At 72.6% G+C, this 12,910-nt stretch carries 11 protein-coding genes; 6 read left to right on the forward strand and 5 right to left on the reverse strand.

Annotated elements, in window-relative coordinates; all coding sequences use genetic code 11:
* Positions 1–65: 65 nt before the first annotated feature.
* Positions 66–935 (reverse strand): glutamate ABC transporter substrate-binding protein, encoded by an 870-nt coding sequence (locus tag DZF91_RS34990; protein ID WP_117361329.1) that lies wholly within the window; start codon positions 933–935, stop codon positions 66–68.
* Positions 936–1,192: 257 nt separating this feature from the next.
* Positions 1,193–1,975, reverse strand: a complete 783-nt coding sequence (locus DZF91_RS34995) for an amino acid ABC transporter ATP-binding protein (protein ID WP_117361330.1) — start codon at positions 1,973–1,975, stop codon at positions 1,193–1,195.
* A gap of 222 nt (positions 1,976–2,197) precedes the next feature.
* Between DZF91_RS34995 and miaB the strand changes: the two genes are divergently transcribed.
* Positions 2,198–3,733 carry a tRNA (N6-isopentenyl adenosine(37)-C2)-methylthiotransferase MiaB gene (gene miaB, locus DZF91_RS35000; RefSeq protein WP_117361331.1) on the forward strand — a complete coding sequence of 512 codons (1,536 nt, stop codon included), beginning with the start codon at positions 2,198–2,200 and terminating at the stop codon, positions 3,731–3,733.
* Between the two features lie 237 nt (positions 3,734–3,970).
* Here the strand turns inward: miaB and DZF91_RS35005 are convergent, their stop codons facing one another.
* Positions 3,971–4,231 carry an antitoxin gene (locus DZF91_RS35005; protein WP_117361332.1) on the reverse strand — a complete coding sequence of 87 codons (261 nt, stop codon included), beginning with the start codon at positions 4,229–4,231 and terminating at the stop codon, positions 3,971–3,973.
* A 124-nt stretch (positions 4,232–4,355) separates the two neighbouring features.
* Between DZF91_RS35005 and miaA the strand changes: the two genes are divergently transcribed.
* A complete protein-coding gene (miaA, locus tag DZF91_RS35010; protein WP_117361333.1) occupies positions 4,356–5,243 on the forward strand; it encodes a tRNA (adenosine(37)-N6)-dimethylallyltransferase MiaA in 888 nt (295 codons plus the stop codon).
* A gap of 34 nt (positions 5,244–5,277) precedes the next feature.
* Complete coding sequence (gene dapF / locus DZF91_RS35015; protein WP_117361334.1) at positions 5,278–6,114, forward strand: diaminopimelate epimerase; 837 nt, start codon at positions 5,278–5,280, stop codon at positions 6,112–6,114.
* A 240-nt stretch (positions 6,115–6,354) separates the two neighbouring features.
* On the opposite strand, the gene DZF91_RS42805 is transcribed toward dapF, so the two are convergent.
* Positions 6,355–8,694, reverse strand: a complete 2,340-nt coding sequence (locus DZF91_RS42805) for a histidine kinase (RefSeq protein ID WP_268916002.1) — start codon at positions 8,692–8,694, stop codon at positions 6,355–6,357.
* 177 nt (positions 8,695–8,871) lie between these two features.
* Positions 8,872–9,504, reverse strand: a complete 633-nt coding sequence (locus tag DZF91_RS35025; protein WP_117361335.1) for a TetR/AcrR family transcriptional regulator — start codon at positions 9,502–9,504, stop codon at positions 8,872–8,874.
* A 104-nt stretch (positions 9,505–9,608) separates the two neighbouring features.
* Between DZF91_RS35025 and DZF91_RS35030 the strand changes: the two genes are divergently transcribed.
* The 3 genes from DZF91_RS35030 to DZF91_RS35040 all read left to right on the forward strand — a co-directional run.
* A complete protein-coding gene (locus DZF91_RS35030) occupies positions 9,609–10,682 on the forward strand; it encodes a hypothetical protein (protein ID WP_235834786.1) in 1,074 nt (357 codons plus the stop codon).
* Between the two features lie 286 nt (positions 10,683–10,968).
* Complete coding sequence (locus DZF91_RS35035; RefSeq protein ID WP_117361336.1) at positions 10,969–11,967, forward strand: ABC transporter permease; 999 nt, start codon at positions 10,969–10,971, stop codon at positions 11,965–11,967.
* Between the two features lie 8 nt (positions 11,968–11,975).
* Positions 11,976–12,910, forward strand: a 935-nt coding sequence (locus tag DZF91_RS35040; RefSeq protein ID WP_147341529.1) for an ABC transporter permease, incomplete at its 3' end; no start/stop codon positions are given.

The following is a 12,910-nucleotide window of genomic DNA, read 5'->3' on the forward strand; positions in this document are numbered from 1 at the left end:
CCTGTAGGAGGCCGCGCCGCCACCCCCTCGACCGGGGGTGCGGCGCGGCCGGCGGCGTCAGACGGTCAGGCGCAGCCCTCGAACTGCGGCACGGTCGTGGTCGGCTTCAGGCCGGTGCCGTTGAAGTACTTCTCCAGCAGCGACTTGGCGGTGCCGTCGGAGTACATCTTGGTGATCGCGGCGTTGACCGCCTCGCAGCCCTTGGTGTCGCCCTTCTTGATGCCGACGCCGTACTTCTCGTCGGTGAAGGGGTCGTTGATCACCTTGAACTTGCCCGGCTGCTGCGCGGCGAACCCGGCCAGGATCAGGTCGTCGGTGGAGACCGCGTCCACCGCGCCCGCGTCCAGCTTGGCGACGCAGTCGGCGTAGCCGGTGGCGTCGACCGTGGTGGCCTTGATGTTCAGCTTGCCGTCCGGCGGGCCCTGCACGACGCGCTTCCAGGAGTTGGAGCCCGCCGCCTTGCAGATCTTCTTGCCCTTGAGGTCGGCGGCCTTCTTGATGTCGCCGTTGCTCGCCTTGACCATGGTGTCCTGGTGGGCCACGTAGTAGGGGCCGCCGAAGGTCACCTTGGGCTTGCGCGAGTCGGTGATGGAGTAGGTCGCGACGACCAGGTCCACCTGACCGGTCTGCAGGAAGGTCTCGCGGTTCTCCGAACGGGCCTCCTTGAAGGTGATCCCGCTCTCCGGCACACCGAGCTGCTGCGCGATGTACTTGGCCACCGCGACGTCGAACCCGTCGATGGAGCCGTCCGGCTTCTTCAGGCCGAGCGACGGCTGGTCGAACTTGACGCCGATGACCAGCTTCTTGTCGTTCTTGGCCTTGTCCGCGACGCTCGTCGACTCGGCCTTCTTCTTGGAGGAGTCACTGCCGCAGGCGCTCATGGTGAGCGCCAGGGAGGCGGCGGCCAGGGCGGCCACGATCTGACGTGCTCGCATGTGTCGTCCCTCTACTTTCGTGCGTTGCCCGGTGCGGGAGGCCCCGCGCTCAACTCTGTCCCTGCCCTTAGGTGCGTCCCCTTTAGCGGGTTTTGGTACGCCCAAGAGGACGCGCCGCCGGCGCGTCGTCCCGGTACGCGGCCCCGGTGCGCGGTGTCCGCACGGGGCCGGTACGCGGATCTTGCTACGTCGTGTCGGTGCGCCTGTGGCCGGTCGCGCGGGCGGCGGACCGGCGGGGTGGCGCGGGTTTCGGTGCGTCAGTGCGTGAGGATCTTGGACAGGAAGTCCTTCGCGCGGTCGGTGCGCGCGTTGGTGAAGAACTCGTCCGGGGTGCTCTCCTCGACGATCTGGCCGTCGGCCATGAACACGACCTTGCGCGCCGCGCGGCGGGCGAAGCCCATCTCGTGCGTCACGACGATCATGGTCATGCCCTCCTCGGCCAGGTCGGTCATGACGTCCAGGACCTCCTTGACCATCTCGGGGTCGAGGGCGGAGGTCGGCTCGTCGAACAGCATGACCTTCGGCTTCATCGCGAGCGCGCGGGCGATCGCCGCGCGCTGCTGCTGGCCGCCGGAGAGCTGGGCCGGGTACTTGCCGGCCTGCGACCCGATGCCGACCCGCTCCAGCAGCTCCATCGCGTGCTTCTCGGCCTCGGCCTTGCCCACCTTGCGGACCTTCATCGGTCCGAGCGTGACGTTCTCCAGGATCGTCTTGTGGGCGAAGAGGTTGAAGGACTGGAAGACCATGCCGACGTCGGCGCGGAGCCGGGCCAGTTCGCGGCCCTCCTCCGGGAGCTTCTTCCCGTCGATCATGATCGACCCGCCGTCGATCGGCTCGAGGCGGTTGATCGACCGGCACAGCGTCGACTTGCCGCCGCCGGACGGGCCGATGATCACGACCACCTCACCCTGGTCGATGGTGAGGTTGATGTCCTTCAGGACGTGCAGTTCACCGAAGTGCTTGTTCACGTTCTCGAGCACGACGAGGGGCGGGTTGTCAGAGGTCCCCTTGTCACCAGCTCCCTTGCCGATGTCCACCATGAGCCCGGACTTTACGTGATGCTTATCGCCGGAGAGGCACGCGGGCGGTACCGATCCGGTCACGAATGCCCATGTAACCGCGCTGATGAGGGAGTTCTCACGATGTTCGTCCCCGCTGGCAGGGGCCGGTGTGTCGGCCGTAATGTGACCCGCCGGTAACCAATCGGTGATCCACTTCGCCCGCGCCGGGGGCCCCGCCCCTCCGACTACCCTTGGACCGTCATGAGTGCGCCTACTGAGACCGGTCCCCGCACGTACGAGATCCGTACCTACGGGTGCCAGATGAACGTCCACGACTCCGAGCGCCTGTCCGGGTTGCTGGAGGACGCCGGCTACGTCCGCGCCGAGGGCGTGGAGCCCGACGTGGTCGTGTTCAACACCTGCGCCGTCCGGGAGAACGCCGACAACCGCCTCTACGGCAACCTCGGCCACCTCCGCCCCGTGAAGGACGGCCACCCCGGCATGCAGATCGCCGTCGGCGGCTGCCTCGCCCAGAAGGACCGCGACACGATCGTGAAGCGCGCCCCCTGGGTGGACGTGGTGTTCGGCACCCACAACCTCGGCGCCCTCCCGGTGCTGCTCGAGCGGTCCCGCGTCCAGGAGGAGGCGCAGGTCGAGATCGAAGAGTCCCTGGTGACCTTCCCCTCGACCCTGCCGACCCGGCGCGAGTCCCCCTACGCCGCGTGGGTGTCGATCTCGGTCGGCTGCAACAACACCTGCACCTTCTGCATCGTCCCGTCGCTGCGCGGCAAGGAGAAGGACCGCCGTCCCGGCGAGATCCTCGCCGAGGTGGAGGCGCTGGTCGCCGAGGGCGTCATCGAGGTCACCCTGCTGGGCCAGAACGTCAACGCCTATGGCTCGGGCTTCGGCTCGCTGGCGTCCGCCCCCGACGAGGTCAGGGCGATGACGCAGGGCGGGCAGAGCGCCTTCGCGGGCCTCCTGCGCGCGTGCGGAGGAGTGGAGGGCCTGGAGCGCGTCCGCTTCACCTCCCCCCACCCGAAGGACTTCACCGACGACGTGATCGCGGCCATGGCCGAGACGCCGAACGTCGTGCCGTCCCTGCACATGCCGCTCCAGTCCGGCTCGGACGCCGTTCTGAAGGCGATGCGCCGGTCCTACCGGCAGGAGCGCTTCCTCGGGATCATCGAGAAGGTCCGGGCGGCGATGCCGGAGGCGGCGATCACCACCGACATCATCGTGGGCTTCCCCGGCGAGACCGAGGAGGACTTCGAGCAGACCCTGCACGTCGTCCGCGAGGCCCGGTTCGCCTCGGCGTTCACCTTCCAGTACTCCAAGCGGCCCGGCACCCCGGCCGCGACGATGGACGGCCAGATCCCCAAGGAGGTCGTCCAGGAGCGGTACGAGCGGCTCGTCGCGCTCCAGGAGGAGATCTCCTGGGCCGAGAACAAGAAGCAGCTCGGCCGCACCCTGGAGGTCCTGGTCGCCGAGGGCGAGGGCCGCAAGGACGACGCGACCCGGCGGCTGTCCGGCCGCGCCGCAGACAACCGCCTGGTCCACTTCGCCGCCCCGGACGAGGCCGTCCGGCCGGGCGACATGGTGACCGTCGAGGTCACCTACGCCGCGCCGCACCACCTCGTGGCCGACAAGTCGTTCTCCGTGCGCCGCACGCGCGCAGGCGACGCCTGGGAGGCCCGCCAGGCGCAGCCGGAGGGGGCGAAGGGCGTGGCCCTGGGCATGCCGTCGATCGGCCGTCCCGTCCCCGCCGCGCAGGCCGCCCCCGGCTGCTCCGCCCACTGATAAGCCCGCACTCTCCGCCTGCGTGAACGCGCGCTATCGCCGCCTCGCTTGACTTGGACGCCGAGCGATAGCGCGCGTCCGTCGAGTAAGGCGCTGGCGCGCTCGTTGAACGGCTTCTCGCGCGGCCAGTCCTCTGTCGACATGCGTCAGGGGCGTCCCTGGCTTGCCGGGACGCCCCTGATGACGCGGACGGGATTCCGAAGTCCGTCGGCTTGGGGCCGGGCGTGACGCGTCCGGTCAGAGACCGGCCGGACCGGGACCGCCCTGGCCCTGGTCGCCCTGGCCCTGGGCACCGTCCTGGGGCGGGTTCGTCGGTTGCTGCCGCCCCTGCCCGGAGTGGTCGATGTACTGGTCCGCCCGCTCCTGGGCCTTGTCGACCTTGTCGGCGTACTTGCCGCCGGTCCTCTGGTCGAACATGTCTCCGGCCTTGTCCACGCCACTCTTGGCCTGGTCGGGATGCTGGCCGAACATTTCCTTGACCTTGTCCATCAACGACATGGCTAACCTCCCCCGAGGTCGTCCGGCGCCGGGGCCGCCGCACGGTGGGGCGACGGCGCGTGGCACCCGTACAGTCCGATCCATACCCACCGGTTGCCAGAATTAGCGTGTGAGTTCTCCTGACGTGATCGCCGTGGTCGGCCCGACCGCCGCCGGAAAGTCCGATCTGGCCGTCGAGCTGGCGCTCCGGCTGCCCGGCGAGGCGGTGAACGCCGACTCGATGCAGTTCTACCGGGGCATGGACGTCGGCACCGCCAAGCTCTCGGCGGCCGAGATGCGGGGCGTCCCGCACCACCTGCTGGACATCTGGGACGTCACCGTCACCGCGAGCGTCGCCGAGTTCCAGCGGCTCAGCGCCGAGGTCTTCGCCGAGGTGCGTGGGCGCGGGCGGGTGCCGGTCCTGGTCGGCGGGTCCGGCCTGTACGTGCGGGCCGCGCTGGACGAGATGGAGTTCCCCGGCACAGACCCGTCCGTCCGGGCGCGGCTGGAGGAGGAGCTGGCCGAGGTCGGGTCGGGGGAACTGCACGCGCGCCTGCGCGGGCTCGACCCCAAGGCGGCGGACGCGATCCTGCCCAGCAACGGACGGCGCGTCGTCCGGGCGCTGGAGGTCATCGAGATCACCGGACGGCCCTTCACCGCGACCCTGCCCGAGCACCGCTACCGGTACGGCTCGGTGGTCCAGATCGGCCTGGAGGTGCCGCGTCCGGAGCTGGACGAACGGATCGGGCTGCGGGTCGAGCGGATGTGGGAGGCCGGCCTGGTGGACGAGGTGCGCGCCCTGGAGAAGCAGGGCCTGCGGGACGGCCTGACCGCCGGCCGCGCCCTCGGCTATGCGCAGGTCCTGCGGTTCCTGGCGGGGGAGTGGAGCGAGGCGGAGGCCAAGGAGGAGACGGTCCGGGCGACCCGCCGGTTCGCGCGCCGGCAGGAGTCCTGGTTCCGGCGCGACCCGCGGGTCGTATGGCTCCCCTACGACGCCCCCGACCTCGTGGAACGCGCTCTCGCCCTGGTGTGAGGGGACGGCTCCGGCGGGTAATACGATCGATGGCATGCGTTTCATCAAGGGCCACGGCACCGAGAACGACTTCGTCATCCTCCCCGACCCGGAGGGGGCTCTTGATCTGACCGCCGAGGCCGCCGCGCGGCTGTGCGACCGGCACGCGGGGATCGGCGCGGACGGCGTGCTCAGGGTCGTCCGCACGAAGGTCTCCGGCGAGCCGGCGGTCGAGGGCCTGGCCGCCGAGTGGTTCATGGACTACCGCAACGCCGACGGCAGCATCGCCGAGATGTGCGGGAACGGTGTGCGCGTGTTCGCCCGGTACCTGGTGGACGCCGGGCTCGCCGAGCCGGGCGAGTGGGACGTCGCGACCCGCGCCGGGCTCCGCCGCGTCACGATCGGGGCCTCCGGGGACGTCCGCGTCGAGATGAACCGGCCCGTCTGCCTCGGCGAGGGCGAGGCGACCGTCGCGGGCGAGACGCTGCGCGGAGTGCGCGTCTCCATGGGGAACCCGCACCTGGCCTGCCCGGTGGACCGGCCGCTCGCCGAGCTCGACCTGTGCCACGCGCCCGGGTTCGATCCGGCGGTGTTCCCGGACGGGGTGAACGTCGAGTTCTTCCGTCTCGTGGGCGAACGCCACGTGGAGATGCGAGTCTACGAACGCGGTTCGGGTGAGACCCGCTCCTGCGGCACCGGCACGGTGGCGGTCGCGGTGGCCGCCGCGCTCGGGGGCTCCGCCCCGGACGGGGCGTCCGCCCTCCCGACCGGGGAGTGGACCGTGGACGTCCCCGGGGGCCGGGTTACCGTGTCCCTGGAGGACGGCACGAGCTTTCTGACGGGTCCGGCCGTCCTGGTGGCCGAAGGGGAGACCAGGTCCGACTGGCTCTAGTCATTTGTGACCATTTTTCGTCCCGGCCGACTCGGGACTCCCGTCCCTGACGGGCGGGCCTCCCGGTCGCCTACTTTCTGGGTGCACACCTCGGGTGGCGAGCACACCTCAAGGTGCAGGCCGCGCGGGCCGGGATGGGAGCCTCGGAACCGCAGCGGTGTCGAGGGCCGGTGGCGACCTTCTTGGCGGGGGGCGGTCACCGGCCCTCACCATGTCCACGGACAGGCGGGCGGACGCGTGTCACCCCTGTTCGACGGGCGTATCGGCCCGTCTTCTCCCGTCCGGTGAGCCCCGCTGCTCCGTGCCCTCTCCCACGGGGCCGTCCACTCCGGGCGGCGCCCCTCCGGACATCCCTTCAGGCGGCGACCCGCCGCTTGCGCCATCGGGCGGCGACCCGCCACGGGCCGGGGGCGGCGCCGTTCCACCGGGTGCCGGTTCGGGCGGTGACCCGCCCGATGTCGACTCGCCGGATGTCGACCCGCCGGATGCCGACGCCCTGGATGCCGGGCCGGGGGGCGAACCGGCGGAGCCCGGCTCCGAGGGTGAGTCGCCGGGCGGCGCGGCGGCGGTCGCGGTCTCCGGCGTGGGCTCCGGCGGGGCGCCGCACAGGGGGAGGCGGGCCCGGACGAGCGTCCCGCCCTCCGGACGGCCGCTGACCGTGCACACCCCGCCCAGTTCCGCGGCGCGCTCGCGCATCGAGGACATCCCGACACCGCCCCGCAGGTCCCGGGGCGGACCCACGCCGTCGTCCTGGACGCTGACCTCCAGATCGCCGTTCAGCTCCAGCCGGACGACAGCGGTCCCGGCCCTCGCGTGCCGGTAGACGTTGGTCAGGGCCTCCTGGACGATCCGGTACGCCGCCACCTCGGCCGCCGCCGGGAGCGCCGCGAGGTCGCCCTCGACCTGCACGTCCACCCGGGGCCCGTGCCCGCCGCTGCCGACGACGCCGCCGAGCGCCCGGATCGCCCCGGCGAGGCCGAGGTCGTCCAGCGCGGGCGGGCGCAGCCCGTAGACCAGGTCGCGCAGCTCGCCGATGGTGTGGCCCATCGTGCTGCGCAGCCGCTCCAGCATGGCGTCGGCGGCCTCCGGGTCGCTGCGCATCGTGATCCGCGCCGCGTCCACGGTCATGGCGAGGCTGGCGAGGGTCGGGCCGAGGCCGTCGTGCAGGTCGCGGCGGAGCCGCCGGCGCTCCTCCTCGCGGGTGCGCAGGATCCGCTCACGCGAGCGCTGCACGTCCAGCGCGAGGCGGGCGGCGTTGGCGAGCTCGGCGAGGTTGCGGGCCAGGATCCCGGCCAGCCGCGCGTCGGGGGCCCGGACGCCGCTGAAGATCATCCGTCCGACCGGCTCGCCGTGCCACACCAGCGGGACGCGCTGCGCGCGCTCCGCCGGGGTGCCGTCCTCGACCAGCGCGACCAGGTTGCCCTCCCGGTCCAGCACGTGGACGGCGACGCCGGACGCGTGCAGGGCCTCCCGGACGGTCGAGGCGGCGGTGGCGAGCGCCGCGGACGGGTCGGACGCGGTCTGCAGCCGCCGCTGGAGCCGGTCGGCGAGCCGGTAGGGGTCGCGTTCGCGGTGCAGCACCCGGTCCACGCCGCGCTGCAGCCGCCGCCGGGTGGGCTCGAAGACGACGCCCGCGCCGACCGCGCCCGCCAGGCCGGCCATGCCGCCGTGGTCGGAGGCGACGAGGCTGACGGCGCCGACCAGGGTGAAGTAGACGCCGGTGATCACGCCGACCAGCCCGGCGTAGACCAGGGTCCGGTTGATCACCACGTCGATGTCGTACAGCCGGTAGCGGGTGATCGCGATGGCGACGCAGATCGGGACGGCGACGATCGCGGCGTCCCGGACGACGTCGCCGATCCGGGCGCTCTCGCCGACGAAGACGACCGCCTCGGCGATCAGCCCGGGGTAGACCACCCAGGCGATCTGCCGCCGCACGTCGGCCGCGGCCCGCCGGAACCGGACCGCGAGCGACACCAGGGAGAGGGCCAGCGTCGTCAGGATCAGTCCCGCGACCACCGGCGGGATCGACTGCAGCGGGTACACCGACACGCCGCCGTGGAACCGGCGCGCGCCCGGATCGATCGTCAGGTGGACGGCCACCACCACCGGGACCAGGCAGGCCAGCACCAGGACGGGCCGGAACCGCACCGGCACGAGCCGTCCGTCGGGGAACACCAGCGGCAGGACGAGGGTGAGCGCGTAGGTGTCGACCGCCCAGAGCCAGTGGCTCAGCCAGACCGGCAGCCACGCGCCGGACCAGTGGTGGAGCGTGGCGTACTCGGCGAGGTTCAGGGACAGCACGTACACCGCGGCGCTGATCCCGGCGCCGAGCATCAGCAGCCCGACGCGGCGTCCGGCGCGGTGCGCGGTGAGCAGCGCCCCGACCGGCGTCCAGGACAGCGCGACGAACACCTCCGGGTGCCACCACACCATCCGCCGGTCGCCGGGCAGCCGGGCGCCGAGCACGAGGGAGGCGGCGACGAGCAGCACGGCCGCGAGCGCGCCGGCCATGGCACCGGCCACCGCGCCCGCGGGCGCGGCTTTCCCCGTGCTCCGGCCGATCTTCACCCTGCCCACCGTCTCTCCCCGCCTCAGGTAATGGAATGTTAAAACGCTGAGGTGATGGCCCCGCCACGGCGCCCCGTCCGAAGATTGGACGGGGTCGGGCGTGTGAGGAGTTTCTAGCGCTTTTGCGGCGCGCGGGCGAGAGCGGGGGCGGGACGGCGTCTCCCGGCCCGCCGATCGGAGCGTGGCTCAGGCGGTCGTCGCGGCCGTCGTGGGGACGCCGGTGAAGGCGGTGACGGGGAACAGCGCCCGGACGCCCGCCGCGAACTCCTCGGGTTCCGCGTCGCCCAGCAGCAGGTGCTGCAGGATGAACCCCGGGAACAGGCCGAACAGCACCCGGCCGGCGGCGTCGGCGTCGATGTCGGCGGGCAGCCGCCCGGTCTCGGCGAGCCGCCGGACGTAGGTCACCCAGTGGTCGCGCGAGGTCATCATGGTCTGCCGCACCTTGGCGGCGAGCCGCCCGTCGTGCGCGGCCATCGCCCACGCCTGGATGGCGAGGCGGGCGGGCCCGTTGCCGCGCGCGAGCTCGGTGATCCGCTGGCACATCGCCAGGCAGAGCCGGTCGGGGTCGGGCGGCGGATCGGTGTTCACCAGGGCGGACAGCGCCTTCTGCAACTCGCCGCCGCCCTCGGTGACGATCTCGTCCACGATCTCGCTCTTGCTCTTGAAATACCGGTAGACGGCCCCGGCCGACAGGTTCGCCTCGGCGAAGATGTCCTGCATCGACGTCTCGTACAGGCCGTTGCGGATGAAGCAGGCGCGGGCCGCGTCGATGATCTGGCGGCGGCGGCGTTCCAGGTGCTCTTCGCTGACTCGGGGCATGTCCCCAAATTAAAACGAACGTTCGTTCTTGACAAGTGTCCGGGCCGGTGGGACGGTGGCGGGGAACCTAAAGAGAACGAACGTCCGCTTTATTGGAGGCGGTCATGACGACAACTCCCCCCTCGGGCACCGCGCAGACCCCGCAGTCCGCGAGCACCGCTCGCCGTGCCGGCCCGGGTGCCGCCGCCCCCCGCCGCGCCCTGGCGATCGCGCTCGGCGCGACCCTGCTCCAGCTGGTGATGATCACGGCCTTCGCATGGCCGTCCGCGAAGGTCGCGCCACGCGAGGTCCCGATCGTCGTCGCCGGACCCGGCGCGGACAGGGTCGCCGCGGCGATCGGCCACGAGCGGCCCGGCATGTTCGACCTGAAGGTCCGCTCGGACGAGGCGTCCGCCCGCCGGGCCCTCACCGGCCGGGACGCCTACGGCGCGATCGTGGTCACGCCCGCCGGCCCCCGCGTCCTGGTGGCCTCCGCCGCGTCGTCGATGATCGCCCAGCAGCTCGGCCAGATGGCCGCGCTGCTCCCCGCGCCCGGCCGCGCCGCGGACGCCGGCCACGCGGCGCCCGCCGTCCAGGACGTGGTGCCCGCGGCGTCCGACGACCCCCGCGGCACCGGGTTCGGCGCCATGGTCCTGCCGCTGGTCATGTCCGGGATCGCCGGGGCCGTCCTGCTCACCGTGGCCGTCCGGTCCGTCCGGTGGCGGTTCGCGGGGGTGCTGCTGTTCGCGGTCGCGGGCGGGTTCGCGACCGCGTGGCTCGCCCGGTACGGACTCTCCCTGCTGCCCGGTTCATATTGGGAGATCGCCGGTGTGACGAGCCTGTCGATCCTGGCGTGCGCCGCGACGGTGGCGGGTCTGGCGGCGGTCCTCGGCCGTCCCGGGCTGGGGCTCGGCGGCCTGACCCTGCTGCTGGTCGGCAACCCGCTCTCGGCCGCGACCTCCGCCCCCGAGATGCTGCCCCGTCCGTGGGGCGAGATCGGCCAGTACCTCCCGCCCGGCTCCGCCGCCACGCTGATCCGCGCGACGGCCTTCTTCGACGGCGCGCGGATCGCGACCTCGCTCGCGGTGCTGGCCTCCTGGGCCCTCGGCGGTCTGCTCCTGCTGGTCCTCGGCGGCCTCCGCGACCGCGGCCGCGCGGTCCCCGCCTCGGCCCGCGAGGCTGAGCCCGTCCCCGCCTGACACGCCAGACCGGCGACATCCCGCAGGCGCACGATGCCCCGACCGGGCAACGTGCGCCTTCGTCGCGCAGCCTCCCCATGCCCCGCATGGAGGCACCTCGTAGCTGCATGGAGGGCGCCTCGTACCCGCATGGAGGGCGGCTCCTGTGCGCGGGGGATGCCCGGGCGCGCAGGGAAGGTGCCTCGTGCGCGCGCGATGGCGGGGCTCCGATTCTTACCTGAACTCCTGCGCTCCGCGTGAGCAATAAGTAGCATTCCGTGACTGCCTAGCGTGTGGAGAGGAGAGGATGGCGGGCTTCCTGCTACGGCGTCTGGCCAACTACGCGGTGCTCGTGGTCCTGGCCACGAGCCTCGCCTATGTCCTCGCCGCCTGCGCGTTGAACCCCCGTGCCAACCTCATGGACCGCAGCCCCCGCCCGTCCGCGTACGTCGTGGACGCCGAGCTGACCCGGCTGAACCTCAACGACCGGACCCCTCTCCGCGACCGCTACCTGACCTGGGCGGACGGCGTGCTGCACGGCGACTTCGGGCACACCTGGGAGGGCGAGGCCGTCAACCGGGAGATGGGGCGGCGGGCCTGGGTGAGCCTGCGGTTGCTGCTCGGCGGCGCGGTGCTGGGCGGGGTGCTCGGCGTGCTGCTCGGCGCGTACGCGGCGGTCCGCCGCGGCCGGTTCCCGGACCGGGCCGCGACGTACGGCTCCTACCTGCTGCTTTCGGTGCCGGTGTTCGTCCTGGCGGTGCTGCTCCAGTACGCCGCCGAGCGGGCGAACGCGATGGCGGGCACGCAGCTGTTCGCGTGGGTCGGGGAGGCGTCGCCGGGCGCGGGTGACGGCGCGTTCGGTGACCTCGGCGGGTTCGCCGACCGCGTCCGGCACCTGCTGCTGCCGACGTTCACCGTCGCGTTCGGGCAGGCCGCCCTCTACGCGCGCTACCAGCGCGGCCTGATGCTGGACGTGCTGGACGCCGACTTCGTCCGGACGGCCCGCGCGAAGGGCCTCACCCGCCGGGCCGCGCTGCTGCGGCACGGGTTGCGGACCGCGCTGATCCCGATGACCACGTACTTCTCCTACACGTTCGGGATGCTGCTGCTCGGCTCGATGTTCACCGAGAAGATCTTCGGCTGGCACGGCATGGGCGAGTGGCTGGTCGACTCGATCTCCCGCGGCGACGTCAACGTCGTCGCCGCGACGGCCTGCTTCGCCGCCGTGACCGTCCTGCTGGCCGGGATGTGCTCGGACGTCCTCTACGGCGTCCTGGATCCTCGCGTGCGCGCGAGGACGAGGTGACCCGCGCCATGCGAGGTCGTCCGGACCGGCGGCCTCATGGACGGGGACGGGCCGGAGGGCGACGCCCTGGACGGGGACGGGCGCTCACCGGCGCGGCGCTCCTGGCACTGCTGTTCCTGCTCGCCTTCGCCGGGCCGCTGGTGTCCCCCTGGGGCTGGGACGACATCGACTTCGAGGCGTTCCTCAGCGCGCCGTCCGCCGAGCACTGGTTCGGCACGACGCAGAGCGGCCGGGACGTGTTCGCGCTGACCCTGCGCGGGATGCAGAAGTCCCTGATCATCGGCCTGTCGGTCGCGGTGCTGTCCACCGGCCTCGCGGCGGTCGTCGGCACCGTCGCCGGATACCTCGGAGGCTGGGTCGACCGGGCGCTGATGTGGGGCGTGGACCTGCTGCTCGTCCTGCCGTCGTTCCTGGTCGTGGCCGTCCTGTCGCCCGCGCTCGGCGGCGGCTGGCAGGTGCTGGTGGGGTTGCTCGCGGCGTTCCTGTGGATGGTGACCGCGCGGATGGTGCGGGGCATGACCGTGTCGCTGCGCGAGCGCGAGTGGGTGCTGGCGGCGCGGTTCCTGGGCGTCGGGACGGGCCGCACGATCCTCCGGCACGTCCTGCCGCACCTGGCGTCGCTGCTGCTGGTGGACGCGGCGGTGAACGTCAGCGTCGCGATCCTCGCCGAGTCCGGGCTGTCCTACTTCGGGTTCGGCGTGCGCCCGCCGGACACCTCGCTCGGCACGGTGATCGCCGAGAGCCGCGGCGCGGCGACGGTCTTCCCCTGGCTGTTCGGGTTCGCCGCCGGGCTGCTGGTGCTGATCGTGCTGGCGGTGAACCTGCTCGCCGACGGCCTGCGCGACATGCTCGACCCGCAGCTCGCCCCGGCGTCCGGCGTGGCGGCCGGCCCTGCGTCCGGCGTGGCGGCCGGCCCGGCGGTCGGCATGGCGCCCTCCGCCGG

Origin of the sequence: Actinomadura logoneensis (assembly GCF_003428695.1) — a bacterium.
GTDB classification, from domain to species: Bacteria; Actinomycetota; Actinomycetes; order Streptosporangiales; family Streptosporangiaceae; genus Spirillospora; species Spirillospora logoneensis.